The organism is Nocardia suismassiliense (assembly GCF_900269665.1).
In the GTDB taxonomy this organism is placed as follows: Bacteria; Actinomycetota; Actinomycetes; order Mycobacteriales; family Mycobacteriaceae; genus Nocardia; species Nocardia suismassiliense.
Map to the genome: position 1 here is coordinate 3,393,717 of NZ_LT985361.1, position 26,089 is coordinate 3,419,805.

The 26,089-nt window shown below is 67.4% G+C and carries 20 protein-coding genes and 1 pseudogene; 6 read left to right on the forward strand and 15 right to left on the reverse strand.

Translation table 11 applies throughout. The annotated features are described in order from the left end of the window. Position 1 precedes the first annotated feature (1 nt). From DBO33_RS15350 to DBO33_RS15385, 8 genes are all read right to left on the reverse strand, one after another. The gene (locus tag DBO33_RS15350) at positions 2-1,474 is read right to left on the reverse strand and encodes a M28 family peptidase (protein WP_199856628.1); all 1,473 of its coding nucleotides are present in this window, start codon (positions 1,472-1,474) and stop codon (positions 2-4) included. After that, on the reverse strand, positions 1,471-7,023 hold the full coding sequence (locus DBO33_RS15355) for a condensation domain-containing protein (protein ID WP_107655644.1): 5,553 nt from the start codon (positions 7,021-7,023) through the stop codon (positions 1,471-1,473). Before DBO33_RS15355 ends, DBO33_RS15350 begins: the two co-directional genes overlap by 4 nt. Beyond that, positions 7,020-8,237: an MFS transporter gene (locus DBO33_RS15360; RefSeq protein ID WP_199856629.1), complete on the reverse strand. Its 1,218-nt coding sequence runs from the start codon at positions 8,235-8,237 to the stop codon at positions 7,020-7,022. The genes DBO33_RS15355 and DBO33_RS15360 overlap by 4 nt, the downstream gene beginning before the upstream one ends. After that, a complete protein-coding gene (locus DBO33_RS15365) occupies positions 8,234-9,007 on the reverse strand; it encodes a thioesterase II family protein (protein WP_199856631.1) in 774 nt (257 codons plus the stop codon). The genes DBO33_RS15360 and DBO33_RS15365 overlap by 4 nt, the downstream gene beginning before the upstream one ends. A gap of 66 nt (positions 9,008-9,073) precedes the next feature. Then, complete coding sequence (locus DBO33_RS15370; protein ID WP_199856637.1) at positions 9,074-10,303, reverse strand: cytochrome P450; 1,230 nt, start codon at positions 10,301-10,303, stop codon at positions 9,074-9,076. Further along, positions 10,300-12,084 carry a non-ribosomal peptide synthetase gene (locus DBO33_RS15375; protein WP_199856638.1) on the reverse strand — a complete coding sequence of 595 codons (1,785 nt, stop codon included), beginning with the start codon at positions 12,082-12,084 and terminating at the stop codon, positions 10,300-10,302. The genes DBO33_RS15370 and DBO33_RS15375 overlap by 4 nt, the downstream gene beginning before the upstream one ends. Before the next feature lie 678 nt (positions 12,085-12,762). Beyond that, positions 12,763-13,143 carry a VOC family protein gene (locus tag DBO33_RS15380; RefSeq protein WP_107655645.1) on the reverse strand — a complete coding sequence of 127 codons (381 nt, stop codon included), beginning with the start codon at positions 13,141-13,143 and terminating at the stop codon, positions 12,763-12,765. 2 nt (positions 13,144-13,145) lie between these two features. Continuing rightward, positions 13,146-13,913: an arsenate reductase/protein-tyrosine-phosphatase family protein gene (locus DBO33_RS15385; RefSeq protein ID WP_107655646.1), complete on the reverse strand. Its 768-nt coding sequence runs from the start codon at positions 13,911-13,913 to the stop codon at positions 13,146-13,148. 89 nt (positions 13,914-14,002) lie between these two features. Here DBO33_RS15385 and DBO33_RS15390 point away from each other — a divergent pair. Further along, positions 14,003-15,262, forward strand: a pseudogene (locus DBO33_RS15390) (APC family permease); the annotation flags it as partial. Here the strand turns inward: DBO33_RS15390 and DBO33_RS15395 are convergent. After that, complete coding sequence (locus DBO33_RS15395; RefSeq protein WP_107655647.1) at positions 15,263-15,658, reverse strand: DUF6223 family protein; 396 nt, start codon at positions 15,656-15,658, stop codon at positions 15,263-15,265. 213 nt (positions 15,659-15,871) lie between these two features. On the opposite strand from DBO33_RS15395, the gene DBO33_RS15400 reads away from it, so the two are divergent. After that, positions 15,872-16,978: a sensor histidine kinase gene (locus DBO33_RS15400; protein ID WP_107655648.1), complete on the forward strand. Its 1,107-nt coding sequence runs from the start codon at positions 15,872-15,874 to the stop codon at positions 16,976-16,978. Then, positions 16,975-17,637, forward strand: coding sequence for a response regulator (locus tag DBO33_RS15405; RefSeq protein ID WP_107655649.1), 663 nt, complete (start codon positions 16,975-16,977; stop codon positions 17,635-17,637). Before DBO33_RS15400 ends, DBO33_RS15405 begins: the two co-directional genes overlap by 4 nt. 7 nt (positions 17,638-17,644) lie before the next feature. Here DBO33_RS15405 and DBO33_RS15410 read toward each other — a convergent pair whose 3' ends face one another. Next, on the reverse strand, positions 17,645-18,886 hold the full coding sequence (locus DBO33_RS15410) for an oxygenase MpaB family protein (RefSeq protein WP_107655650.1): 1,242 nt from the start codon (positions 18,884-18,886) through the stop codon (positions 17,645-17,647). Positions 18,887-19,292: 406 nt separating this feature from the next. Here DBO33_RS15410 and DBO33_RS15415 point away from each other — a divergent pair, with 406 nt between their 5' ends. Continuing rightward, on the forward strand, positions 19,293-19,736 hold the full coding sequence (locus DBO33_RS15415; protein ID WP_107655651.1) for a protealysin inhibitor emfourin: 444 nt from the start codon (positions 19,293-19,295) through the stop codon (positions 19,734-19,736). A gap of 153 nt (positions 19,737-19,889) precedes the next feature. Further along, on the forward strand, positions 19,890-20,354 hold the full coding sequence (locus tag DBO33_RS15420; protein ID WP_159080281.1) for an SRPBCC family protein: 465 nt from the start codon (positions 19,890-19,892) through the stop codon (positions 20,352-20,354). 23 nt (positions 20,355-20,377) lie between these two features. Here the strand turns inward: DBO33_RS15420 and DBO33_RS15425 are convergent, their stop codons facing one another. The 5 genes from DBO33_RS15425 to DBO33_RS15445 all read right to left on the reverse strand — a co-directional run bounded on the left by DBO33_RS15425 (position 20,378) and on the right by DBO33_RS15445 (position 24,987). Next, entirely contained in the window at positions 20,378-21,190 is an 813-nt protein-coding gene (locus DBO33_RS15425) for an MBL fold metallo-hydrolase (RefSeq protein ID WP_107655653.1), read from the reverse strand. A gap of 248 nt (positions 21,191-21,438) precedes the next feature. Further along, the gene (locus DBO33_RS15430; RefSeq protein ID WP_107655654.1) at positions 21,439-22,959 is read right to left on the reverse strand and encodes an FAD-dependent monooxygenase; all 1,521 of its coding nucleotides are present in this window, start codon (positions 22,957-22,959) and stop codon (positions 21,439-21,441) included. A 133-nt stretch (positions 22,960-23,092) separates the two neighbouring features. Continuing rightward, on the reverse strand, positions 23,093-23,758 hold the full coding sequence (locus DBO33_RS15435) for a VC0807 family protein (protein WP_107655655.1): 666 nt from the start codon (positions 23,756-23,758) through the stop codon (positions 23,093-23,095). Between the two features lie 18 nt (positions 23,759-23,776). After that, positions 23,777-24,400, reverse strand: a complete 624-nt coding sequence (locus tag DBO33_RS15440) for a TetR family transcriptional regulator (protein WP_107655656.1) — start codon at positions 24,398-24,400, stop codon at positions 23,777-23,779. A 128-nt stretch (positions 24,401-24,528) separates the two neighbouring features. Continuing rightward, positions 24,529-24,987 carry a hypothetical protein gene (locus DBO33_RS15445; RefSeq protein ID WP_159080282.1) on the reverse strand — a complete coding sequence of 153 codons (459 nt, stop codon included), beginning with the start codon at positions 24,985-24,987 and terminating at the stop codon, positions 24,529-24,531. A 249-nt stretch (positions 24,988-25,236) separates the two neighbouring features. Between DBO33_RS15445 and DBO33_RS15450 the strand changes: the two genes are divergently transcribed. Beyond that, entirely contained in the window at positions 25,237-26,076 is an 840-nt protein-coding gene (locus DBO33_RS15450; protein ID WP_159080283.1) for a hypothetical protein, read from the forward strand. Positions 26,077-26,089 lie beyond the last annotated feature (13 nt).

The window sequence follows — 26,089 nt, forward strand, 5'->3', positions numbered from 1 at the left end:
GCTAGCGCACGCCGTTGACGTCCTCGGTGCTGACGGCGAACCGGCCTGCCGACCACGCCATCGCGCGCCCGAACTGGTCGAAGCTGGTGCGATTGATATTGGCGAGGTTGTCGCAGCCCTGGTGGTAGCAGCGGTCGAGCATCTGGCCCTCGATACCGCCGAACAGCCGCACCCACTCCGCCGATTTGAGGGTGTCCGAGCCGCCGTTGACGCCGCCCGCGGGAATGCCCGCCGTGATGAACGGGGCGTGGTCGGAGCGCCCGTCCAGGACCAGTCCGACGGTCGGCAGGTTTTGCCCGGCGAAGTACCCGTTGATCAGGGTGGAGATCTGGTCGGAGCCGGCCGGTGCCGGGCCGTTCGCCGTTTTGCCGTTGTACACCTGGCGCGCGAAGTTGTCCGAGCCGATCATTTCCGCGTTCAGATAAAGGGCGGTGTTCTTGCGCTGCTCGGGGGTCAATTGATCGATGTAGAACTGTGCGCCCGCAAGGCCCTTCTCCTCGGCCGCCCACCAGGCGAATCGCACCTTGTTGCGGATCTGGTCGCGGTACGGGGCCATGCGCAGGGCGGTCTCCAGCGTCATCACGGCGGAGGTGCCGTTGTCGTTGACGCCGGGGCCCGTGTCGACGGAGTCCAGGTGCGCGCCCATCACGATCATGTTGTCCGCGCGGCCGGTGGGGGTGTCGGCGATCAGGTTGTAGGTGTTGGTGAGTATCTCGTTGCCGCGCAGGTCGAGGGTGACCTGCACCGGCCCGGCGGCGACATCGGCCTGCAACTGCTCGGCTTCGCCCCGCGGCAGCGTCGCGGTGGGGATGCGGGCGTCGGCGGGCGGCACCATCCGGTAGCGCAGATTGAGCGTCGGGTCCGGCGCGTCGCCGTTCATCAGCATGGCTGCGGCGCCGACCTCGGCGGCCACCAACTGTTTCTGGGTGATGAAACAGTCGCCCACCCGGACCAGCACGATCTTGCCGCGCACCTCGGCGTTCGCGTAATCGTCGACGGTGCAGCCGGTGTCCTTGCCCGTCGGCAGGCTCACCGCGGCGTTGAGACCGCCGTCGGGAGTGGAACGGGAGAATCGGGCGATCACCGGGTGCAGCGGGCGGGCTTGTGGCGCGGTCACCGAGCCGGTCTCGGCGCGAATGTCGTAGTCGGGGAAGCTGAATTGCTGCCGCGTCACCTGGTAACCGGCGGCGGTGAGGGCCGCAGTGAAGTACTGAGCGGTCGCCTCGTAGCCAGGGGAGCCCGATACTCGGTGTCCGCCGAAAGTCGTCGTGAGGTTCGCGAGGGCCGCGAGGTGTGGCCATGCGCCGTCGCCGGTGACCTCGGCGGCAAGGCGGTCGGCCAGGGCATTGGCACCGGTGTCGGCGGAGGCTGCCCCGGTGTGTCCGGCCAGCACTGCCGCGGCTGCCAGTAACACCGCGCCGGTCAGCGCAAAGGGCTTGCGCCGCATGAAAAGTCGGCGGGACAGTTGTGTCATCTGGCAACTCCTGTGTTCTGGTGACTCGGTGTGACAGGCACGGCCGAGGCCGCGCCGAAGGCTTCCGCGAGCGTGAGAATGCGCTCGGGGGTGAACAATTCGCCGCTGTAGCGCCACTGCACCCGGACCCGGTCGGCGACGAGTCTCGGATAGACCTCGATCGCGGCGGGCCTCGGCATATCGGCGGGCCGGTCGCGGCCGACGAGTTCGTTGTCGGCACCGGTCAGCGCACCGTCCCGCTCGTCGGACAGGAAAGCGGGTGTGCCCCAGAAGGAGAACAGCACGTCCGGTGTCGGGATCTGATCCAGTGCGGTGCGCACGGCGGCCTCGGGGTGGAACCTGCGCAGGGGTTCGAAGTCGAAACCGCGTCCGGGCACCGAGCGCAGCTGTGCCGCGACGAAGGCGGCGTGGTCGGCCGGGGTGCGGCGGCCCGGTAGGCCGAGGGCGAAGGGATAGGTCGTGTTGAAGAAGCCGACGGTGCGGCCGAGATCGAGGTCGTCGAACAGCTCTTCGCGGCCGTGGCCGACCAGTTGGACGGCGATCTCGCCGCCGCGCACGTCGAGCCAGTGCTGCATCGCGACGCCGAGTGCGGCCAGCAGGTGTTCCGAGCGGCTGAGGCCGGAAACCGGTCCGGGGGCAGGGAATTCGGTGACCAGCTCGCCGGTGTTGCCCTCGATACCGAACGAGTCGCCGGTCACGGGGCGTAGTTGCATGCCGTCGCCCCAGGTGCGGTCCAGCCAGTAGCCGGCCTCCAGGGTGTCCGGGCGGGTACGGACCAGTTCGGCGAGTCGGCGTGCCCACTCGAAGTAGCTCGCGCTGGGCGTGGGCAGTTCGGCGGTGCTGGTTCCGGCGAGGAGGGCCGAAAGGTCTTCGGTCAGTACGTTCCACGAGTAGAGATCGACCATCGTGTGGTGAATTACCAGCACGAGCTGGTCGTCGTATCCCGCCGGGGTGTGGAACATGCCCGCTCGGCATACCGGGCCGTCGGACAGGCTCAAGGTGCTGTGCAGGTCGGTGGCCGTGTGGTGGATCTGGAGCTCGAGATCGACGGGATCGGCTGCGGTGAGGTCGAATTCGGTGATTGCCGGGGGTGCTCCGGTAGTCAGAAGTTGCCATTTGGCTTCGACCGAGCGCAGTTGGGCGTGGAGGACGGGGTGTCGGTCCGCTAGGGCCTGCACTGCGCGTTCGACGGTGGCGGTGTCGATGTCGCGGCGCAAGGTGTAGCGCACGCCGTGGTTCCAATAGTCCGGGTTGGGCACGCCGCGGCCGAGGAACTCGAGCTGCGGTGGGGTCGGGTCGACCTTGGTGTGCGCTTGCACTTCGGCCGGGGCCGGTGCGGTTGTGACGGAACCGGTTTCGCGCTCGGGGATGGTCTCGGCCACCGCGGCGACCGTTCTGAGCCGGAGAATGGCCCGGGGCCGCAGGGGTATTCCGGTGGTGCCTGCCTCGGCGGCGATGGCGATCGCGGAGATCGAGTCCCCGCCGAGATCGAAGAAGTCGTCCTCGATGCCGACTCGGTCGCGCCGTAGGTAGCGTGACCACAGCTCGCAGAGCTGTTCTTGCAGAGCAGTATTCGGTGCGACGTGTGCGGTGGCCGTCGACGTGTCGGTGCCCTGTGCTGTGGCAGGAAGCTGTCGTGCTGGTGGTGCGATACCGATCGACAGCGTGTGCACCGGCGTGTTCGGATCCAGCGCCGCCAGACGGTCCAGCAGTGCGTGGTACGAGTCGAACCAGGCGTGGATCGTGTCGGCGCGGAACATTGTCGGGTCGTACTGCACCCGGCATCGGAGCTGACTGCCGTACTCCAGCACGGTGACGGCGATGGGGAACGCCGCGCCGCCTTGTCCGACATCGAGTAGCTCCACCGCCGGACCACCGGTGCCCAGCTGTCGCAGTGGCTCGACGCCGCTGGTGACGGTGAACATGGTGGCCGCGAGCGGGTCCGCGGAGTTGGGGCGCGCTATTCGTCGGAGTCGGTCGGTGGGCAGGTCCTGGTGGTCGAGGGCTTGCAGCGAGGCGGTGCGGACCGCGGTGAGCAAGGCGGTGATCGACTGTTCGGGCTGCACTGTCGCCCGTACGACGAGGGTGGTGGCGTAGTTGCCCACCACCGGCTCATCGATCGGCTTGCGCCCGGCTGCGGGCACCGCCACGCAGACATCCTGCTCGCCGGTGAGCTGCCCGAGCAGTGTCATCCAGGCCGTCAGCAGCACCGTGTGCAGGGTGCAGCGCTCGCGTCGGGCGAGTTCGCGCAGCCGGGTGGCGCGGTCGCTGTCGATGGGCAGCGCTGATTCTTTCGTGCCGCCCGAGGTTTCGCCGGCATTCTGATCGACCGGCAAAGGGATGTAGCGCGTGCCGGACAGGTACTCCGACCAGAAGGTGGTGAGCTCGGCTCCGGCCGGACCGTCCAGGAGCGCTTGCTGATCGGTGACGTAATCGAGGTAGCGGCGCTCCGGTATGGGCAATGTGGCTGGCTCGCCGCTCAATTCGGCGAACAGCAGACGCCACGACCAACCGTCGACGAACAGATGATGGAAAGTGAGGAGCAGGATCTGTTGGTCGCCGTCCCGGAACCGGGCTCGCACCAGCTGATATCGGCCAGGTGGACCATCGGGAGGTAGCGGCTCGGCGACCAGCTCTCGTAGTCGGTCCAGCAGTTCCGGCCGGGCCTCGGCCGCGGGGTGATCGGTCAGCTCGAGCACCGTCTCGGCGAGCGTTACGCGGGTTTCGTCCGCAGGAGTGACTATCTGGCGTGGGCCGGTGGGGGAGTTGATGATCCGGGTGCGCAGCATCGGATGCCTTGCCACGACAGCCTGTAGACGCGCGGTAAGCGCTTCGGTGTCGACCGCTCCGTCGAGTAGTAGGGCGGCGGGCACGTTGTAAGCGCCGGTGTCGGGGTCGAGCTGATCGGCGGCCCAGATCGCCAGCTGCTGTCCGGACAGTGGTCCTTCGTCGGGCGGCGGAGCGTTGTCGGTGAGCGGAATGCTGGTTTCGGGGACGGCCGTCGCCTCGTTATCCGTTGGGGTGGAGGCAGTCTCGCCCACCAGCTCAGCGACGGCGGCTGCGGTTCCGGCCAGGTCCGGGTAGTCGTAGAGGTCGAGCACCCCGAGATCCGTGCCGAACCGTTCGTTGATCCGGGCCACCAGCTGTGCCCCGTTGAGCGAAGTGCCGCCGATGTCGAAGAAGTCGTCCGACGAAACCACTTCAGGCTCCTTGAGTACCTCTCTGGCCAGGGCGAGCACGATGTCGGCAACGGATTCGACAGGGGCGGAGTCCAGTGGCGTCGGTGCGGCAGCAATCGAGGTTGCCGATGCGGTGGTTGGGGCTACTGGCGCGGCGGATGTGGTAGTCGTCGATGCGCCTGATACCGCGGCCATCGAGGTGTCGGCAGTCGGCGTGCCGCCAGGGGCGGTAGGTTCGGCGATGGTCGGCCAGCAGTGCACTTCGGACAGCGGTGCGACAGGGAGTTCGAGCCGACGACGCGGCGCTCGCCCGAGCACTCGCCGCCAATCTACTTGGTGCCCCGCAAGGTACAGCTGACAGAGTGCGTGCGCCGGAGTCGATGCGACCGTGGCGGCGGGTTCGGCGGCTAGCAATGCCGACAACGCGCTGCCGGGCGCGAGATCTACGATCACCGGGTCGGTCAGACCGGCCAGGACCGTGCGCAGCGTCTCGGCGTTCGGCGGCGTCGGTGTGCCGGGATCGGCTGCCAGTGCGGCAGACAGGTCGTCGTCACCACGAAGGACCCGAGCTGCTGTCGCACCGGCGCCGTGGGACAGCAGCAGATCGGCCGTGATCCCAGCGTCGGTGAGGATTCGATGCGCACCGAGCAGCCAGACCAGTCCACGCTGCGCGGGCGTCCAATCCTGCGCTGCCACCTGGCTTTCGGCCTCGGTGACGACGTCGGCGAATCCAGGGAACGCGGTGGCGACGGTCAGCAGGTCCTCGGCCGACACGCCAGTTGGGTCGCCGAGCGCGACAACCACCGGAGCCGGGTCCGGCGGTGCCGACCGGTCCTCGGGCGGCGCGGCCAAGCTGTCCGTGAGCCGGTCGAGCAGCTCCTTCGCATCGTGCACCAGCCAGGCGTGCCGGTGCGCGAAATGCGCACGCCCGACCGACAACACCGCCGCGGCGGCGGCCAGATCGAAGCCGGCCGGATCCGCCGCCACCTGATCGTGCAGACGTTGAACCTGAGCACGCAAGCCCGCACTGTCACGTGCCGACAGCACGATGACCTGAGCACCAGGCGCCGCAACGTCCATGTCCGGCAACGAATCCGGGGCCGCGACGATGACATGCGCGTTGGTGCCGCTCAGCCCGAAACTGCTGACGGCGGCGTAGCGCGGGCTCGTCGACGGCCACGGCTCGCGACGATCGGCGAGCCGCAACGGCGCTGAAGCGAGGTCCAGCAACGGATTCGGCTGCTCGAAGTGCGCTGTCGGGAATATCTCTTCTGCCCGGAACTGGGCGATGATGCGGACCAGTCCCGCGAACCCGGCCATACAACCGAGGTGGCCGACGTTCGCCTTGACCGAGGAGACCGCAGGACCACGGCCCTCGATCCCGGCATACGCATCGATCAGCCCCTGGATCTCGATCGGATCCCCGATCTTCGTGCCGGTGCCGTGCGCCTCGACGTAACCGATTGCCCCAGCGGCGATTCCGGCATCGCGCAGTGCCGCGGTGATGACCTCGGTCTGCGCCTGCGGGCTGGGCGCGGTGAGTCCGGCACCGCGTCGCGCGTCCTGGTTGACCGCGCTACCGCGCAGCACCGCATACACGGTGTCTCCGTCACGCAGGGCGTCGTCGAGCCGTTTGAGCAGAACGAACCCGCCGCCCTCGCCGTAGGTGGTGCCATCGGCGCTCGCGTCGAACGGTCGGCACCGATCCACCGCGGACAGCACACCCATGCCGTCGCTACCGTGCTGCGGGAGTGCGCCGAGCACCAGTTCATATCCGCCGACCAGGGCCGAATCGCATTCTCCGCGTGCGATTTTCCAGCGCGCTTCGTGCAGTGCGACCAGGAACGACGAGCAAGCGGTGTCCACCACCTGCGCCGCGCCACGCAGATCCAGGTGGTAGGCGATCCGCCCGGCGGCGTAGGCGTGCAGGCTGCCGGTGGTAGCCGGACCGAGCCTGCGGTCCGCGGCGGGCAGCAGATCGGACAGGCTCGGGTGCGGCCCGCCGTAGCCGCCGACCACCACTGCGGTATTCGTCCCGGCCAGTTCAGCCTGCGCATAACCCGCATGCCCGATGGCGCGGCACGCCAGCTGGAGCATGCGCCGCTGCCTCGGATCTATCAGTTCGGCTTCGGCTTTGGACAGGCCGAAGTAGCGGTAGTCGAATCCGGTGATGTCGTCGAGCCAGCCGCCGTCGCGGTCGGTCGCCGACCGGGTCACGCCGGTGGCCGCGGCCCGCGTCTCCGGGAAGCGGCGCATGGCGTCGCGACCGTGCCGCAGCAGGGCGGTCAGCGATTCCCAGTCGGCGCAGCCGGGTAGCTCGAAGGCGACGCCGATCACGGCGACCGCCGGGGTATCCTCGCCGGTTCTCATAGCCGTGTCACCTCTTTCTCGGTGGTCATCGCCCGGACGTCGGGCAGCGCGATAATCGCCAGGTTCACCACCGCGACCAGGACAGCCATGGTCAGCAGGGGTACGGCGTTGCCGGTCACCGCGGCGATCGGGGCGGCGACGGCCATGCCGAGCGGGCGGGCGGCGAAGGAGAGCAGCGCGTCGTAGGAATCGGCGCGGGCCAGGGCCTCCGGTGGGAACTGTTGCTGCATCGTGGTCTGCCACAGCGTGTTCAGCAGCCCGACCCCGAGCATGGCGGCACCGTAGGCGAGCGCGTCGACCCAGCCCGGCGCCAGCGCGGCGAAACTGATCATCGGCAAGGCGAACAGCGCGCCGCACGCCGAGGTCACCACCAGCGGACGCCGCACCCGCAGCCGCGGCGCGACCAGCGCGCCGATCACCAGCCCGGCCATGCCTGCCTGATAGATCAGCACCCAGGACAACTCGCCGCCCAGTGAATGCACGGCGATCAGCGGGCCGAGCGTCATGAGCACGCCCGCAGTGAGATTCGAGACGCCGTGCCCGATCAGGTTGGACCAGAACCACGGTCGGCTGCGCACCTCGAGCCAGCCGTCGGCGAGCTGCCGGAAGAAGGTCACCGGATGCTCGACCACCGGGCGCGGCGCGATCCGGAGCCGGCCGAGGGTGCAGGCGGCCACCACGAACAACGCGGCCGTGACGACGAATGTCCAACCGGGACCGACGGTTACCGCGAGCACACCGGCTACACCGGGCCCGGCGACCAGGGTGACGCCGCGCACCACGCCGAGGTAACCGTTGGCGCGCAACCGATGTTCCTGCGGAACCGTCGCGATGACGAGCGGCGACATCGTCGGGGTACCGAAGGCGACGCCGATGCCGGTGATCGCCGAGAGAATCACCAGATCGGTGATTCGCACGATCCCGCACAGCAATTCGATGCCGATGACCAGTTGGGCCAGCCCCCGCGTCATGTCCGCGGCGAAGGCCACCTTCTGCGGCGCGAACCGGTCGGCGAGCACTCCGCCGATCGGCAGCAGCAGCAACTGCGGCGCCAGCTCGGCGGCGAGCACGAGGCCGAGATCGCCCGCCCGGCCGGTGGCGTCGAGCACCGCGAGGGTGAGCGCCATCGGCACCAGCGCGGTGGCCAGGAACGACAGCGTGCGCCCGAGCAGTAACCGGCCGAAGCCGGGTATCTGCGCCATGGTCTTCCTCATTCGCACGCTCCGCGCTGCGCCGCGAACGGCTCGGAAAGGTGCCGTAGCAACGCCTCCGGTGCGCTGAGGAAGTCGTAGTGGCCGCCCGCGACCACCGGGAACCGGACATCGGCGCCGTAGTGCTGCCAACCGCGCAGCTCGTCCGGGGTGACCTCGGGGTCGTCGGACCAGTGCAGCACGGTGATGGGGAACGGCACCTCGATGGGTGTCGCTCTGCGATAGACCCGATTGGCCGCCAGGTCCTCGCGCAGAATGGCTAGACCGAGCTCGATCAACTGCGGCTGCACCTGTCCGCCGCGGGTGAGGGTGAGGAACTCCAGTTCCGCGCGCAGTTCGTCATCGGACATGTCCAGGAAGCGATCGTGCGGGCAGTCGTGCGGCGCCACCTGGGCGGAGACGAAGAGCCGCTGCGGAATCGGCAGCCCGCGCTCGGCGAGCAGCCGCGCGGTTTCGAAGGCGGGTAACGCCCCGGCGCAATGCCCGAAGAAGGCGAACGGCCGATCCAGATGCGGCAGTAGCGATTCCGCGAGCGCCTCGGCCAGCGCCGCATAGGTGCCGTAATGCCCTTCGCGCAGCCGGTTTTCCCGGCCCGGTAGCTGGATGGCGCAGATCTCGATGCCACCGATGCGCCGCGGCCACTGGTTGAACATGGATCCGCCGACCCCCGAGTACGGGAAGCAGAAAATTCGCGCCGTCGCGTCCTGGTCGGGTAGGCGGAGCAGCCAGCGGGTCATGGGTGCGGCATCGTGCAGGGTGGTCTCGGACGTCACTGAGTTACATCCCTTCGTCGTGGCACTGAGGGTTTTGTTGTGGCGCTATGGTTTTCGCCGGACCGCTCATCCGGTCCGGATCAGGAAATGCGTCATACCGGCGATGAAAACCGACGCCAGGTGCTGCGGTGGTGCCACCGGCTCGATAGTGGTGAACCGCCCGGCCAGTTCTTCGAACAGCACCCGGAAGGTCAACCGTGCCAACGGTGCGCCGAGACAATAGTGCGGTCCGTGGCCGAACGCGATGTGCCGGTTGTCCGTGCGGGTGATGTCGAACCGGTACGGCTCGGCGAAGACCGATTCGTCCCGGTTGGCCGAGCCGATCCAGACCGCGACGGCCTCACCCGCCTCGACCAGCCCGCCGCTCAGCTCGGTGTCGGCGCTCGCGTACCGCAGGAAGCTGTTGGCGGGCGAGGTCCAGCGCAGCCCCTCCTCGACCAGCCGGGGAACCAGGGCTGAATCGGAACGCACTGCGCGCCATTGGTCTTCGTGTTCGGCGAGCGCGAGCATGGTGCCGCTGACGGTGTGCGGTGTGGTGGCATTGGCGCCGAGCAGCAGGCTGTAGCAGTTGTAGACGACCTCGTTGTCGGTGAGTGGCGCGCCGCCGGCCTGCATGCTCATCAGATGTCCGATGAGGTCGGCGCGCGGCTGGTCGCCGCGGTGGCGTTTGACCAGCGCGCCGAAGTAGTCGAACAGCTGATGATGGGCGATGGCCAGGGTGGCCGATCCGCTGCGGACCCGGAACTCGGGATCCTCGGGTGCGGCGGCCATGGCCGTCCACCGCACCAGGTTGTCCCAGTCGGCCTCCGGAATGCCCAGTAGCGCACCGGCCACCGTCATCGGGAGTTCGTACGCCTGCTGCGCGACATCCCAGCTGCCGCCGTCTAGTGCGGGGGCCAGAAACCGTTGCACCGCAGTGCGAATGGACTCCTGCCATGCGGCGACCGTGCGCACCGACAGCTGCGGTTGGATCGGGCGCCGAAGCTCGGAATGTCGTGGCGGATCGGTGGATACGAGCATCTTGCCCGCGGAGATGTCGCCGTGCCCGAGTTGGGTGAGCACGCTGCCGCGTTCGGAGGTGAAAGCACGATGGTCACCGAGTACCCGGCAGGCGTCCGCGTGCCGGGTGACCGAACGGAAAGACCGTCCATCCGGCAGCATTTGGCGGTGCAGCGGGGCATGGGCACGCATGGCCGCCCAGACCGGATGTGGGTCGCCGGTGGCGAAGAAGTGTGGATCGAAGAGGTCGATTCCGTCCAGATCGGGGGCCGCGCGGACGTCGGTCGTGATCTTCACGCGCTCTGCCGCCCTTGCTCGACGGCGGCGGCCAGGCCTGCCGGAGTGGGATCGAGGTAGAAGGTGACCGGCGAAACGGTCACGCCGTACTCGCGCTCGAGGTCGGCGGTGATGCGCACGCCGAGCAGCGAATGCCCGCCGAGTTCGAAGAAATCGTCGTCGGCGCCGATGCCCGTAATGCCGAAATAATCGGTCCACAAGGTGGTTACGGCTGTCTCCAGCGCGGTGCACGGCTCGCGGTAGGCACTGGTCAGTTGCGGGCGTTCGGTCGGCTGGGCTGCGGCGAGTGCTCGCCGGTCGATCTTGCCGTTGGCGGTCAACGGCAGGGCGTCGACGATTCGGATCAGCGTAGGTACCGCATAGGAGGGCAGGGTTTCGGCGAGCGCGCGCCGGACGTCCAGGGTGGACAGTTCGGCGTTCGATTCGCCGACGAGCCAGGCGGCCAAGCGTTTTCCGCCGCCGCGCTGGTCCTGCGGGACGACCGCGAGGGTCGCGACGCCGGGCAGGGCGGCGATCGCGGCTTCTACCTCGCCGATCTCGATGCGGAATCCGCGGATCTTCACCTGGTGGTCGATCCGGCCCAGATAGTCCAGGGCGCCGCTCTGTTGCCGACGGACGAGATCGCCTGTGCGATACATGCGGTCGCCCGGGAGGTGGGCGGCCGGATCGGCGACGAAGGTTGCTGCGGTCAGGCTCGGGTCGTCCCAATATCCGTGCGCCAGACCGGTTCCCGTCGCATACAGCTCACCGGCCGCATCATCCGGTACCAGAGTGAGCCGGGCATCGAGTACGTGCACGCCGGTGCCGCGGATCGGGTGGCCGATCGGTACCGGCCCGGTCGGGGTAGCGGTCACGGCGTAGCAGCACGTGAAAGTTGTGTTCTCCGTTGGCCCGTAGCCGTTGATCACCGTCGTATCGGTCAGCGTGGTCACGGCCCGGTGCACGTGTGCGGGGGACAGCACGTCGCCGCCGGCCAGCAGATAGCGCAGGCTGCGCAGTTCGTCGAGGCCGCCCTCGGTGACCTGCTGGAACAGGCCCGCGGTCAACCAGAGCACGGTCACCCGATGGTGACCGACGAGTTTGGTCAGCTCGCTGATCGAGAGCTCGGTGTCGGGTGCGAGGACGAGTTGCGCGCCGTTGAGCAGCGCTCCCCAGATTTCCAGGGTCGAGGCGTCGAAGGCGATCGGCGCGAATTGCAGAAAGACGTCATCCGTTGTGACGGAAAGGAAGTCGGAGTCGACCACCAGTCGCGACACCGCGCGGTGCGGCACGCACACACCCTTGGGCGTGCCGGTGGAGCCCGAGGTGTAGGCCAGGTAAGCCGGGTGCAGATCGGTAATGGTGACCGGTGTGGGCGACTGCGCGGAGCGGTCCGCGTCCAGTGATACCGCACGACAGTTCGCGGGCAGTTGCGGTGCTGAATCCTCGTGTACCAACACGATTCGCACGCCCGAGCGGCGCAGCACGAGCTCACGGCGTTGCCTCGGCGATCGCTCGTCGAGCGCGAGGTACCCGGCGCCCGTTTTCAGGATGGCGAGCAGGCCGACAATGGTGGCGATCCGGCGGCGGGCGGCCAATGCCACGATGTCGCCCGGGCGTACGCCGCAGTCCTGCAGATGCCGGGCCAGACCGTCGGATCGACGATCGAGTTCGGAATAGGTCAGTTGTCCACCATCGCCGATCACTGCCACCCGTTCGGGGTGCTGTTTTGCCAGCAGCGTAAATCGTTCGCCGATGACCGACGGGCATGCCAGAGCGTATTCGTCCACAATCAGCCTCACGGTCTCGAGGGTCGCCCGAGACTTTCGTACAGAGAGATCTCACCGGGTCTGGAATTCGGTAATACACCCGGTGCTGGATATTTGCGGAAAGTGTGATCGCGGATGATGATCGCGGCTTTCCGGGAAATGCGCCTCCGCCGGACTCGACTGCTCGAGGACGACGTCAGCGCTGGGTGAGGTCGGTATCGCCGCTGGTCACGCGAGCCGACCCCGAGTTACGGTTCCGACGGTCGCAACCGTGATAGCGCGTGAATGCGCGAAGCGGAAATAGTAGACATATCATGACCCCCTTTGAGTATGTAGCTTCCCCTAGTTCCGGCTGGAATCATTAGAATCGATCCTATGAATATGCGACACAAGAACGATATGTGACCTGTGTCACATAACCCCCAATTCGGGGGTAATCTGTTCCGCCACTGCCGATTTCGAACTAAGCCCTTATAAGAGTTCGTATATCCATTACAAGCCCACAGTTCTTGGGGGAGGTAATGATTATCGTTCCGAATCTTTGAAGACCGGTTGGTTCTTTCGAGGCGCGAGTCATCGGTCGAGCGCGGCGGGAGCGTCCAGGCTCATCGCGCGCCGGGTCTCGTCCGGAACGTACGGGTCGAACTGGATGACGGTGAATCCGACAGTGCGCCAAGCGTTGTCGCGGCGCTCGGCGGCGTCAGCCTGTGGTCACTCGGGACGGTCGGCGGGTTGGAAGAGTTCGATCAGGTTGCCTGCTGGGTCGGCGAGCAGGATCTGGCTGCCGCCGGGGCCGGTGACCACCTCGCTGCGGAATTCGACGCTGCTCGCGCGGAGGCGGGCGATCTCGGCCGCGAGGTCATCGACGGTGAGGTGGATGCGGTTGCCGCCGGGGCCGGTGCCTGCGGGGGTGGCGCGGGCGCCGGAACTCGTTGGGCCGGAGAGTAATAGGCGCAGCGGTCCGCGGACTACATCCGCGAAGGCGGGTGCCGCGCTCATGTTGACGGTGAAGCCCAGGTGGCTGGTGTAGAACTCGATGGCGGCTTGCACGTCATCGACGAGGTAGCGGACGCTGGCGTAATCGCGGGTCATGGTCAATTCCTTTGCGCTGGACTGCCGACGGTGAGGGTCGGTAGCAGGTAGCGGATGCGGGTGTCGATCTCGGCGGCGGTGGCCTGGAAGATCGGGTAGCTGTCGGCGACCTTCGATGCCGCCGGGTCGGGAATGCTCCAGTGGATCGACCGGGGGTTGTTGTCGAACTCGGGGCATACTTCACGGGCCTTGTCGCACAACGTGATCACCGCGTCGAACCGGTGTCCGGCGAGGTCGTCGAGGTGGCGCGGCGACTGGTCGGCGATGTCGAGCCCGTACTCCTCCCGCAGCACCCGCACGGTGTCGGGGTGCATCGCGGGTTTGGGCCGACTACCGGCGCTGGCCACTTCGATGCGGCCGCCGGTGTACCGGCGCAGCAGTGCCTCCGCGATCGCGGAGCGAGCACTGTTGCCGCTGCAGACGAACAGCACCGCCAGCGGTCCGGTCGGATCGAATGTCGGTGCGGCGGTGGATAACCGAAGTGCCGGGTGCAGGGCCGCGCCCGCGCCGGTGAGCGCCTCGGAGCAGCGGTCGAGGTCCAGATGGTAGTAGCTGTCACGGCCGTCGTGGCTACTCCGGGTGGTGGTTACCAGCCCGCCGCCGCGCAGCAATCGCAGATGGTAGGAGACCAGGTTCTGCGGTTCGCCGACCAGCGTCACCAACTCCCGGACCCGGAAATCGCTGCCGGCCAGTTCGTTCAGCAGTCGCCACCGCAGGGGGTGTGCGGCTAGTTGAACAAATGGCGGTACCGCTTGACGTGACAGCGTCATGCATCGAGGATAGCATCAGATTCATCAAATGGATTTGATCGAATTCATTCCGTGACGGGAGCAGAGTGGCCGAGACACCGCTGACGGGTATGCCGGATGAGCTGCGGCGGAGTTTGGGGCTGTCCGATGCGGTGGTTGTCGGACTCGGTGCGATGATCGGGGCCGGGATCTTCGCCGCGCTGGCTCCGGCGGCGCGGGCGGCCGGGTCGGCGGTGCTGCTCGGGCTGGCGATCGCGGCGCTGGTGGCGTACTGCAATGCGACGTCGTCGGCGAAGTTGGCGGCCCGATATCCGGCTTCGGGCGGCACGTATGTGTATGGGCGCGAACGGCTCGGCGAGTTCTGGGGGTATCTGGCGGGGTGGTGTTTCGTGGTCGGTAAGACGGCGTCGTGTGCGGCGATGGCGTTGACCGCGGGTGTCTATGCCTGGCCGGAGCACGCGCACGCGGTCGCCGCGGCGGCGGTGGTCGCGTTGACGGTGGTGAACTATCGCGGCGTCCAGAAGTCCGCGCTGTTGACCAGGGTGATCGTGGCGGTCGTGCTCGCTGTGCTCGCCGCGGTGGTTGTGGCGGCATTCACCGCCGAGACGGCCGACCTGGCGCGACTGGAATTCGGCTCCGACATAACCGTTTTCGGCGTGTTGCAGGCGGCGGGACTGTTGTTCTTCGCGTTCGCCGGATACGCGCGCATCGCCACTCTCGGCGAGGAGGTCCGCGACCCGGCCCGCACCATTCCGCGCGCGATCCCGCTCGCACTCGGCATCACGTTGCTCGTGTATGCGGTCGTCCTGATCGCGGCCCTGACAATCCTTGGGCCGCAAGGCTTGTCCGAGTCGAGCGCGCCGTTGACGGACGTGGTGCGGTCGACAAACGCGGGCTGGTTGGCGCCGGCGGTTCGGGTCGGCGCGGTCGTCGCCGCGCTGGGCGCGCTGCTGGCGTTGATCCTCGGTGTCTCGCGCACCACGCTGGCGATGGCCCGCGACCGGCACCTGCCGCACGCGCTTGCGGCGGTGCATCCCCGGTTCGCGGTGCCGCACCGCGCGGAGATCGCCGTCGGGGCGGTCGTGGCCGTCGCCGCGGCAACCGTCGATGTGCGTGCCGCTATCGGGTTCTCGTCGTTCGGCGTCCTGCTCTACTACGCCGTCGCCAATGCGGCCGCCTGGACATTGACCCCGGCCGAGGGGCGGCCGTGGCGGGTGATTCCCGCGGTCGGCGTGCTCGGCTGCCTGATCCTCGCCTGCACCTTGCCGATGGCATCGGTGCTGACCGGTGCGGCGGTCGTTGCCATCGGCGCGGCGATCTTCGTTGTGCGCAGGCAAGTCCTCCGCCGTCCGCAGCCCGGCAGGAATGAATCAGGCGGTGCGGCGGGAGCGAATCAGGCCGAGCCCGCCCAGGACCGAGCTGGCCAGCCCGACCAGCAAGCCGACGAAGGCGCCGCCCAACCCGTTGCCGGTGCCGAGACCACCGTCCGAGGTGGCCACGACCAGCCCGCCGATGACCATGGCGATCAGCCCCGCCAGTAGGGCGATCAGGGGGGCGCTGCCCAGGCGGAGGCGGCCGGTCAGCGCAAGCCCGCCGATGAGCACGCCGGTCAGTCCGATCAGCGCGGCCACGATGGCGCCGACTCGCCCGGAGCTCATGGTGGTCACGCTGGCGGCCATCGGCTGGGCCGAGGCCTGCGCGACCGCCGGGACAGCGAGCGTCGAAGCGGTGAGGATCGCGGTGGCGAACAGGTGACGGATGGACATGGCGTGCTCCTTCGCAGAAATGATGTCGCTCGATCATGTCCGCTTGCACCACCGCCGAACATCGTGCAGGCGTGGGCAATTCGTGCTGCTGCCGCCGCCGTAACCGACTACCGCGGACGGCGTAGCGGGCCACGGAACTACTGCGTGTGCGGTAGTCCGATGATCATCCGTGCGCGGGAGTCGTGCGCGCGCCGCTCCGGCTAGGGTGCACACATGAGCAGGGAACGGATCGCGGACTGGGCGATCGCTGCCGGCGTGGCGGCAGCCCTGCTGGCCACCGGATTATCCAAGCAGCACACCGCCTCCGATCTCGACCCGATCGGTTACGCGCTGTTGATCGTGAGCGGATTGGCGCTGGCCGCCCGCCGCACCGCTCCGCTCGCGGTCTTGGCCGTGACCGGGTTGTGCGCGCTGGGTTATCAAGCCGTCGGCTTCGACGTGCCGGCGGTCGCGTTTCTGTTCGCCGTGTACGCCGCCGTGCGCGCAGGCCATCGCTGGATCACGGTGGCGGCCTCGGTGACCTTGCTCGCCGCGCTGCCGCTCGCGGCCCTGGCCTCGCTGCACGACACCGGCGCCGCCTTCGCGCAGGCCCGGGACGCGCTCGAGATCGCCTGGTTGATCGCGGCGGGTGCGGCGGGTGAGGCTTTGCGGCAGGCCGAGCAGCGAGCCGACGAAGCCGAGCGCACTCGCGAAGAGACCGCGCGACGCCGGGCCGACGAAGAGCGACTGCATATCGCACGGGAGCTGCATGATTCGCTCACCCACCAGATCTCGGTGATCAAGGTGCAATCCGAGGCCGCCGTGCACGTGGCCCGGAAACGCGGTGAAGAGGTACCCGAAGCGTTGCTCGCGATCCGGCAGGCCGGTCGCGAGGCAGCCAGGGAACTGCGCGCGACCCTGGAGGCGCTGCGCGACGACAGCACCTCGCCGCCACAAGGACTCGCGCACGTCCCAGAACTCGTGGCACGGGCCCGGACTACCGGCTTGGACGCGAGCCTGACGATCGAAGGTCAGCGCCAGGACGTGCCTGCCGCGGTGGACCGGACCGTCTACCGGATCGTTCAGGAGTCGCTCACCAACGTCGCCAGGCACGCCGCGGCCGCGACGGCGTCGGTCCGGATCGACTACCGGCCCGACACTCTGGTCGTCCGAGTCGACGACGACGGCACAGCCACCACGAACACCGCGTCGGCGCCCGGCGTCGGGCTGCTCGGGATGCGCGAACGAGTCACCGCCCTCGGCGGGTACCTGCGCGCGGCACCGCGCAGCGAAGGCGGCTTCTCCGTGCACGCCGAACTCCCCGTGGACCGGACCTCATGATTCGGGTCCTGCTGGTCGACGACCAGCCGCTGATCCGCAGCGGATTCCGCGCACTGCTCGAGCTCGAGGACGACATCGAGGTGGTGGCCGAAGCCGCCGACGGGAGCCAAGGCCTCGTGCTGGCCCGGGAGCACCTGCCCGACATCGCCCTCATCGACATCCAGATGCCGGTGATGGACGGCATCGAGGCGACCAGGCGCATCGCCGCGGACCCGGCCCTGGCCGGGGTGCACGTCGTCATCCTCACCAATTACGGCATGGACGAATACGTTTTCGACGCGCTGCGGGCCGGGGCGGCCGGCTTCCTCGTCAAGGACATCGAGCCGGAAGACTTCCTGCATGCCATCCGCGTCGCCGCGCGCGGTGACGCCCTGCTCGCACCGTCGATCACTCGCCGGCTGATCGACCGGTACGTCAGCCAGCCGCTCGACCCGGGTGTCAGCGCGGCACTGAACGAACTCACCAACCGTGAGCGGGAAGCGGTTGCCCTTGTGGCGCAGGGCCTTTCGAACGACGAGATCGCGGACCGGATGGTGATCAGCCCGCTCACCGCGAAGACCCACATCAATCGAGCGATGACCAAGCTCGATGTCCGGGACCGAGCCCAACTCGTCGTTCTCGCTTATGAATCCGGCTTGGTGGTCCGGCGCAACTCCTGACCGGAGATCAGCGCGGCGGTCGGCTCATGTCCCGATTCATCTGGGGGAGTTCGATACTGATCGGCATGCGCAGTTCGGCCAGGTAGATCAGCGCGGCCTGGCGGAGGAATTCGTCGAAGAGCCAGTACACATCCGGGGCCAGCGGGACGACGGGCAGCAGGCCCTCGCGGACCGCGATGAAGGGGCCCCAGCTCACGCGCAACAGCGGGTCCCAGAGCGGTTCCCTGGGGATGGCCAGGCCGTCGGCGATCTTGTCACCGAGCAGGAAGCGGGTGAACGCGCCGAGGACCGGCTTGCTGAGGATGGCGAGGTCGAGGTTCACGCCGAGCCGCAGCAGCCGGTCGGCCAGCGCGGTGCCCTCGGGCGTCGGCATCAGTATCGGGTCGAGCACCTGTGCGGCTTGGGAATTCGCCTCGGCCCACGAGTTCGGGATGTACTCGTCCCGGACGCCGAGCATGTGCGCGCATACCTGCCAGGAGTGCAGGAACGCGGCCGACTCGTGCGCCGGGATGGGCACCCGCCATGCGGTCAGATGTTTCATGACGGTCGTCGGCAGGCTGTGCCAGGTGACCATGATGTCGTTCTGGCTGATCGGAATGTCCTCCTCGGCGGAGTGCACCCAGTGCGGCGACTGCGGCAGCAGGTGGCGCACGGCGGCATGCACCAGCCGGGTCTTGACGCACGTGACGACCATTTCGCCATCGGGCGCATAGGCATTCGCCGTGCCGATGTCGTAGCCGAGTTTCGCGGTCTTGGAGATGCGGTCCTTCAGATCATGACCGCCCTTGGAGTAGTAGACCGCCCGCGCCTCCTTGGGAATGACGGTGCTCATCATGCCGCTGGCCAAGCCGTACAGCACGCCGAGGTAGAGACCGCGCTTCTTGTTGAACTCGACCGCGGTGCCCAGCTTGCCGTGGTCGGTCCACTGCGGTAGCTGGCGGGCGTACTCCATGAAATCTCTTAGTTCCGTGGGCAATCCGGCGGGCAAGGGCTGGCCGTTTCTGGTCCACGTGCGCAGCAGCGCGTTCACCGCGGGTACTTCGCCCCGGTCGAGCAGCCCGGCGACCACGGGATCCGCCTCGGCATCCCACACGGTCAGCGGGTCGGCTCCGGTGCCGCTGCCCGCCACCGAGCCGTCGGGTGACCAGGTCCACGGTTCCGCTCGGGCGGGCGTCACCATTGCCAAGGCGCCCAACGCGCCCAATGCACCGCTTGCCTTCAGTGCGTTGCGTCTACTGAGTCCATCCATGTCGCCACTCCTCGCCGAGTCCAGCCGCCACCGAGTCGACGCGGCGCACTCGGGTAGCGCTGGTCCGCGCCTTTCAGTGGAAGAATGGTTATTAACTTATCAAGGTTGTGAACGGCTTGTCCCGGCTTTGGAAAACAAGTCGCCGCGCGGGTTGTTGCCTGGGCTGTTGCTCGTCAAAGATGCTATGTGCTGGACACTTTCAGGCATATTTGATCTTGACGGCGCCGCGTTGTCGAGCGGGCTCGGCGGTAACCGCAGTTGCGATACTTCGGTATGTCGAATCGTGAGTATCGATAACCATCAGTCACTTTGTGGTTCTGTTGGTCGATTCCCCAATGGTCCGAGCGGGGTCAACTGGGGACGAAGTGGCATTGTCGCGACGCACCCGTGGCGATAGTGTGCGGCTATGAGCGTCTCTCGGTCCCGCCGTGGTATCGCGCAACCGCTGATCCTGTCCGCCGCCGTGATGTGCGTGCTGTTCCTCGCCTCGGCGGCCTGCGGCGGTGTCGGTGAAACGCAGCCGGGCACAGACTCTTCCGGGGTGGCCAGCGTCGAGGTGAACCAGACCGGCGGCTTCGCCGGGGTCAACGAGTTCTACACCGTCGACGACAAGGTCGAGAGTCCGCGGCGCAGTGAGTTGTTCGACATGGTCGCCGGGCTACCGTTCCGGTCCCTGCAGGAGTTCTACACCGGGCCGAACGGCTGCCGCGACGGGTTCTCCTACACCGTGACCGTGACCTACCGCGACGGCACCAGCAAACGCGTCGACGCCGAGGAATGCGGTGAACCGCCGCGCGAGCTGACCGATGTCATCGCGCTGACCAAGGAGATCGGGTACCGCGGCAACTGACCCTCGACGCCCACCGGCTCGCGCTCAGCGCGCTGGTCGCCCTTCACGCACGGTTCCGCGTGGTTGAATGATGCCCAACCGTACCCAGTGTGTCCCGATGGACTGCTGAGCGAGGCCAAGGACCGGGTTGTTGCCCCGATTCAGGAGGTCGTCGTGGGTGAAAGATTCGAAGTTCTGCTGCACGGGCCCGTCGAGGCCGTTTTCGACTTGATCACGCAGGCGAGATTCTGGCCGCAGTGGCATCCGTACACGCGCTCGGTCGGCGGTGTGACCGAGCGGCCGTTGCGGTTGGGTGACACCGTCTATGAGCACGGTGTCACCGACGGCGTCGACTTCCATTTGTATTGGGAGGTGCGCGAGTACGAGCGTCCCTACCGGATGACGCTGTATGACAGCGGGTACGACGCCACCCTGACCTACACCTTTCAGGAGCGTGACGAGCAGACCCTGTTCAGCCGCGAGCAGTGGATCGACCCCGAGTGGGCCCGTGGCGTCGCCGAGCGACCGGCGTCGTTCAACGATCGCCTCACCGAGGCGTCGGAAGCCGCCGTCAGCTGGCTGGCCGATCACATCAATGGACTGCTCGCGGCTGAACGGACTAGCATTCCGCCGCGTTGAGATCGGTTGGCGCAGTGCGAAGCTCAGGTCAGGTGGTCGAATTCTCCACTGACCCAACCGATGTAGCGGTCGGCGGAGCTGCGGACGACGGCACGGGCGTCACCGTCGATGGTGCGGCCGAAATTGTCGTAGATGCGGTCGAATTCGAACTCCTCGACGGTGTGCGCGATGCGGGCGACGACGTTGGCGGACAACGGGATCCGGTTGGGATAGCTGCGCATGAAGGCGACCGACGTGCGGTCCGGATTCGCCTGCACGGTGTCCGCGCTGAACAGCACACCCTTGCCCCCGGCGCCCGCCGCCCAGTGCAGGACCGCGCTGCCCGGGAAATGCCCGCCCAGCTGGCGCAGGGTGACACCGGGCAGCGGCTCGAGCCGGCCGGACCACGGTCGGATCACCGGATCCGGGCGGGCGATCCACTCCAGGTCGGGCTCGGCGACGAGCACCGGCACCCCGCCGAGCGCCCGGCTCCACTCCACCTGCACGCCGTAATGGTGCGGGTGACTCGGCACGATCGCGACGACCTCGCCGAGCTCACGGACCCGCCGCGCGGCATCCTCGTCGACGTAACCGGTCACGTCCCACAGCAGATTGCCCGCCGGCGTCCGCAGCAGATGGGATTCCTGTCCGATGCCGAACTCCGGTTCGGTCGTCAAGCCGAACAGGTCCGGCTCCAGCTCACGCAGCGCCACCTTGTGGCCGTCCGCGGCGAGCTCGTCGAGGGTGGTCCACTGCTGGCCCTCAGCGGGCACCCACTGTCGCTCGTCGGCGCAGATGCGGCACAGCTGCGCCGCGCCCTCGTGCTCGACCGCGCAGGTCCGACAGATCTTCCACATATTCACCTCGTCTGTTCGGTACACCCATCACTGTTTGTACACGGCGGATCAACCCTGCGCAGTTGAACGGGCCCGAGCGGCGACCGGCCGTCGCCAGCGGACTGGCGACGGCCGGAACGCGGTGCCGCCCTGCGGGATCCGGTCGTCACCGACCGGCTCATGGCCAGCAGCGGCGACAACCTGATGGCCAACCCTGCGCAGCCTCGCGCCGGTGCTTCGAGGTGCGAGCGAACTCGGCACCGCACCTGTCAGGGCGTGCCGAACCAGCCGACGAGTGCTTCGCGCAATGCGGCCGCTGCGGTGTCGGCGGATTCGTCGATCGTTGCGGCCCAGGCGATGTGGGCGTCCGGGCGGATCAGCAGGGCATCGGCCGGGCGGTCGTCGGTCTTGGCCGTGCGGATGTCGATCCGGTCCGCCCACTCTCGGGCGATCTCACGCAGCTCCGCTCGGTCGGCGAGGTCGAGCAGGACCGGTCGTGCGGTGCGCATGAGTTCCGCGACGCTGGTAACACCCTGGTCGGTGTGCAGGGTCAGGTCGGGCGCGAAGGTGCCCGCGAGGGCGTGCGCGTCACCCGGCACCGGATAGCGGATGTCGTTGTGGCCGACCAGGTTTCCCATCCGGCGCAAGGCGGGCTCGTCGGCGAGCAGTTCCCGGAGGACCTGCCGGAGCGCCTCGGCGGCCGCATCGTCGCCGCGGCGCACGGCCACCTGGGCGCGGGTCTGGACCAGTGCCCGCGCGCCGGCGAGGTGGCGCTCGTCGTGGTAGGTGTCCAGCAGTCCGGTCGGTGCCCAGCCGTGGATGTCGGCGCCCAGCTTCCAGGCCAGGTTGACCGTGTCGAGCATGCCGACGTTGAGCGCCGTGCCGGTGGCGGGGAACAGGTGGGCCGCGTCGCCGGCCACCATGATCCGTCCGGCGCGGTACTGCTCGGCCTGCCGATCCTTGAAGGTGTAGCGCGACAGTCGAATCGGCTCTCCCATCGGCAGCTCCCCGCCGAGTACCCGGCGCGCACTGTCGGCGAGTTCGGTCAGGGTCAGCGGCTCGTCGTCGTCGTATTCGGCGGACTCGTCCTCGGTGGTCTGCATGAACAGCACCCCATCGGAGACGGCGAACGCGAACACACCGTTGTCGGTGTGGGTGAAACCCGCGTGGATCGTGCCCAGTCCCGGGACCTCGATGTCGCCGTTGTCGAGCACCGTGACCGAATCGGGCACGGTGACCTGGCCCAGCCGGTTGACCTCCGGATAGGTGGTGCCGGGGAAGGAGATACCCGCCATGTCACGGATTCGGCTGCGTCCGCCGTCGCAACCGACCAGGTAGCGCGCGGTCACCTGATACGTCCCGTCCGGCCCGCGCACCTGCGCGGTCACCGTGGCGTCGTCCTGACTCACGCCGACCACCTCGTGGCCGCGGCGGATCTCGGCGCCTAGTTCGCCCGCGCGATCGTCGAGCAGCCGCTCGATGTCGCGCTGCGGGATCGGCAACGCCCGCATCGGCGGCTCCGCCATCTGGGTGAAGTCCAAATAGATGTTGCCGAACGGGAATCGGGGAGCCAGGTGCGGATCGCTGCTGGCCGCCTCGAATCGGTCCAGCAGGCCGCGGTAGCGCAGCAGGTCCAGGATCCGGCCGCCGATACCGCTGGCCTTCGGGGTGTCACGGATGTGCGGCTGCCGTTCCAGCACCAGCGATCGGACTCCGGCCAGGCGCAGCTCACCGGCCAGCATCAGGCCGCTCGGTCCCGCGCCCACGATGATTACGTCGATGTCCGTCACTCATTACTCCATTTCCGCAGGTTCTAGCTTCGGCCGAGGAGTATGCCGGACAAACGGGGCCTTGCCGCAAGCCCAGGGGTCCGCTATAAGTTAGGAGTGGAAAGGGGTAAGTTCACTTCTTTTCTCGAGTGGTTCAGGCTTTCAGTCCGTGCCTGGTGACGTAGAAGTTGTGGAAGATCATGACGGCGGCCAGGACGACCAGCCATTGCACGGTGCTCACCAGCGGAATCGCATCGATCGGCAGGGTGTAGGCCAGTAACACTCGCACCAGTGCGTCCAGCGCGAAGACCGTGCCCCAGACCGCCGTCAGTACCCGCAGGTGGTGACGGAACCGGGAGTCGCTGTCCCAGCGTGCATCCCACTCCCGATAGCCCTGCTCGCCGATCTTCGCCGTGACGATCGCGCGGGACGCGGTGCGCATGAAGGGGCGCTGGGTCGCCAAGGTGCCCAGTATCCACAGGCCCAGCACGCCGAAAACCCAGCTGTCGCGCACCATGAGCGTGCGGGGGTCGCCGGTCACCAAGGTCATCACCGTGCCGACCACGATCAGCGTGAGGGTGAACAGTGCGATCGTGTCGAGGCGACGCTGCCGTATCGCGCCGTAGGCGAGAAACCCGCCGATGAGTAATGCGGGCGCGATCAATGCCAGCCACGGGTTCACCCCGGCGGCGCGCAGGGCGTAGTAGCCGCCGAGGGGGAGTGCCAGCTCCACGATCAACTGGCGGAAGAGGTGGCGGCGCACGGCAGCTCGTTTGTGCTCCGCGGTGTGGTCGGCGGTGAGCGTCTGCGGTGAGTTCATGTCAGCTCCGGATCACGTTTATGCGCGGGTGGCGCGTTCGAAGAGTTCGGCTAGTTCACGGGCGCAGGCCGCGGCGTCGAAGTCGGGATCGTCGGCCGCGCGGGCGACGGCCGCGTCGCGGGCGGCACGAATGGCGAGTGCCATCACCGCGGGGTCGAAGTCGCGAAACGCCCCCGCCCGCTGCGCTTCCCGGATCCATTCCTCCTGGCCGCGGGCGATGTCGGCGACGTGTTCCAGTAAGCCGAACGCCTGGTTGTCATCGGGGCGGACGTTGGCGACGATGCTGGCCAAAGCCCGCTGATGATGGGGGTACTCGTCGAGCAAGGCGAGGTTGGCTGCGAAGTAGGCACGCAGCCTTGCGTGGTATCCGGCCTCGGGTTCGAGCTTGGCAACGACGAATTCCGTGTTCACCCGCACGATTTCGGCGGTGACCTCACGGATCAGATCGTCCTTGCCTCGGAAGTGGTAAGAGATCATGCCGGTGCTGCTCAACCCCGCCTGCTGCGCGATCTTCGCGAACGAAGTATTCGGTAGGCCGTGCTCCGCGATCACCTCGATCGCGGCATTCACGATCTGTGCCCGCCGAGCGGCCTCGGTGAACGTACGCCCGCCTTGCTTGCCCGAGCCACTGTTTGCTTGCATGAGCAAAACGGTAATCGCTCTTGCTCGCGTAAGCAAGAGTTGAGTTAGGCGAGCAAACTATGCTCGGTCGGGCATCGACTTCGGTGCCAGAAACTCAGGTCCGAGGGCGACGCTCTCGGTCGGTCTGGTCAGGACACGAAAGTGGCGGAGGTGACGGCGACATCGGCGTAGCTGAGGTACCAGCCATTCCAGGTATCGGCGACGTTGATCTGGATTCCGTGGCCGCTGGCCGGACCGTCGGTGATCAACCACAGGCCATTGCCGTAACCGGTTGCCCTGCTGACGCTTCCGTCGGACCAGGCGAATTCGGCCGCACTGACCGCACCGGGTGCGCTCCACGGAATCGTGGCGGTGAACCGGCCGGAGGCGATACCCGGCAGCAGCGGGCTGGCGCACTGGTGCAGCATGGCCTCGCGGCGGATGGACTGTCGCGCGCTGCCGCTGCCGGGTATCAATCGGCCGGTCATCACGCTGCCCTGCTGGCAGGCCGGATAGCTGTCGCTCGACGGCTCCGCCAGACTTTGCGGCGCACTCAGCGCTGGTATCGCGCACAGAACCGCTACCAGCACGCTTCGACGAATAAGCACGACGCCACCTCCTGCGACGGGCAGACCGGCGCGGCCAGGCAAGTCGAATACCGATGGCCTCGCCACGCACAGCACTACTGACTCGATCAGCAGCTTAGCGGCCAGCGTGCTGCGCTCGACCGGTTTCGGCCGCCGGCCTCTCGGCGGGCAGTGGGGGAATCGGTCATATCGGTCGGCTAAGGTGCGACCCTCTGAAGGAGGGGAAATATGAAGACTTGGCGCGACCTGGACTCTGCTACGCGGAAGGCATTGCTGCGTGGTGAGCCCGCTACCGATCCCGAGATCGATCGAATTGCGGTAGCGCATGCGGAGAAGTCATTGAGGCGCTTTCAGCTTCGGCTGGGTTTGATTGCTCTGCCCCTCGGTGTGGTCGGGGGTTGGTTCGCGGGCACTCTTGCCGTCATGTTCGACCTACCGTTGGTGGTGTTCCTATATGTGGTGCTCGTCGTCATCATCGGCGCTGTCTTCGTCGTGAGTCGCCGCAAGCTCGCACTGATCCGGATGTTGAACGTCAGCCGCAGCACGGTTCGCGAGCTCGTTACGCCCGGCTCCGCCGAGGAACTGGAGATCCGGGTAACCGTCGCCGGCGTCGTGCGCGTGATGGGTCCTTACCTGTTCCTCGTGGCTGTCCTGCTCCTCATCGGAGTGATGTGGACGAATCCATTGTTGATCGGAACCGGCGTGGTCGTGTGCGTCCCGGTGCTCGCATACATCGTCTATCTGCTGACGTGGGCGTTGCCGAAACACCCGGCGACCGTTCTCGATGCGAACGGCGTGCACACACCCAGGATGGGACTCAGTGTCGACTGGGCATCCTTCAGCGAGATCAGAGTCGTCCCCGTGCGCGCCTCATCGCGTGACACCCGGCAGGTGATCTCCTTCATGCTGCACGACGATCAGGTCTACCTCCGCCAACTTCCGAGCTGGCAAGCATTCATCGCCAAATTGAACAAGAAGACCTACCTGTCACCTCTGGTCATCACGGAACCCATGGTCGATAAGCCGGTCGCCGAGATCGCCGCCACAGCAGCTGCCCTTTCCGGACTTCCCGTTTCCGAAGTCACCCAAGGTGTTCGACAGGTCGGCTGATCGAAATCCTGAC

Excerpts from the sequence above, each read along its gene's own strand:
- DBO33_RS15440 (WP_107655656.1), bottom strand. The coding sequence starts at position 24,400 with ATGCAAGCAAACAGTGGCTCGGGCAAGCAAGGCGGGCGTACGTTCACC.
- DBO33_RS15355 (WP_107655644.1), bottom strand. The coding sequence starts at position 7,023 with ATGAGAACCGGCGAGGATACCCCGGCGGTCGCCGTGATCGGCGTCGCC.
- DBO33_RS15350 (WP_199856628.1), bottom strand. The coding sequence starts at position 1,474 with ATGACACAACTGTCCCGCCGACTTTTCATGCGGCGCAAGCCCTTTGCG.
- DBO33_RS15395 (WP_107655647.1), bottom strand. The coding sequence starts at position 15,658 with ATGTCCATCCGTCACCTGTTCGCCACCGCGATCCTCACCGCTTCGACG.
- DBO33_RS15385 (WP_107655646.1), bottom strand. The coding sequence starts at position 13,913 with ATGACGCTGTCACGTCAAGCGGTACCGCCATTTGTTCAACTAGCCGCA.
- DBO33_RS15380 (WP_107655645.1), bottom strand. The coding sequence starts at position 13,143 with ATGACCCGCGATTACGCCAGCGTCCGCTACCTCGTCGATGACGTGCAA.
- DBO33_RS15435 (WP_107655655.1), bottom strand. The coding sequence starts at position 23,758 with ATGAACTCACCGCAGACGCTCACCGCCGACCACACCGCGGAGCACAAA.
- DBO33_RS15410 (WP_107655650.1), bottom strand. The coding sequence starts at position 18,886 with ATGGATGGACTCAGTAGACGCAACGCACTGAAGGCAAGCGGTGCATTG.
- DBO33_RS15425 (WP_107655653.1), bottom strand. The coding sequence starts at position 21,190 with ATGTGGAAGATCTGTCGGACCTGCGCGGTCGAGCACGAGGGCGCGGCG.
- DBO33_RS15415 (WP_107655651.1), top strand. The coding sequence starts at position 19,293 with ATGAGCGTCTCTCGGTCCCGCCGTGGTATCGCGCAACCGCTGATCCTG.
- DBO33_RS15360 (WP_199856629.1), bottom strand. The coding sequence starts at position 8,237 with ATGAGGAAGACCATGGCGCAGATACCCGGCTTCGGCCGGTTACTGCTC.
- DBO33_RS15405 (WP_107655649.1), top strand. The coding sequence starts at position 16,975 with ATGATTCGGGTCCTGCTGGTCGACGACCAGCCGCTGATCCGCAGCGGA.
- DBO33_RS15400 (WP_107655648.1), top strand. The coding sequence starts at position 15,872 with ATGAGCAGGGAACGGATCGCGGACTGGGCGATCGCTGCCGGCGTGGCG.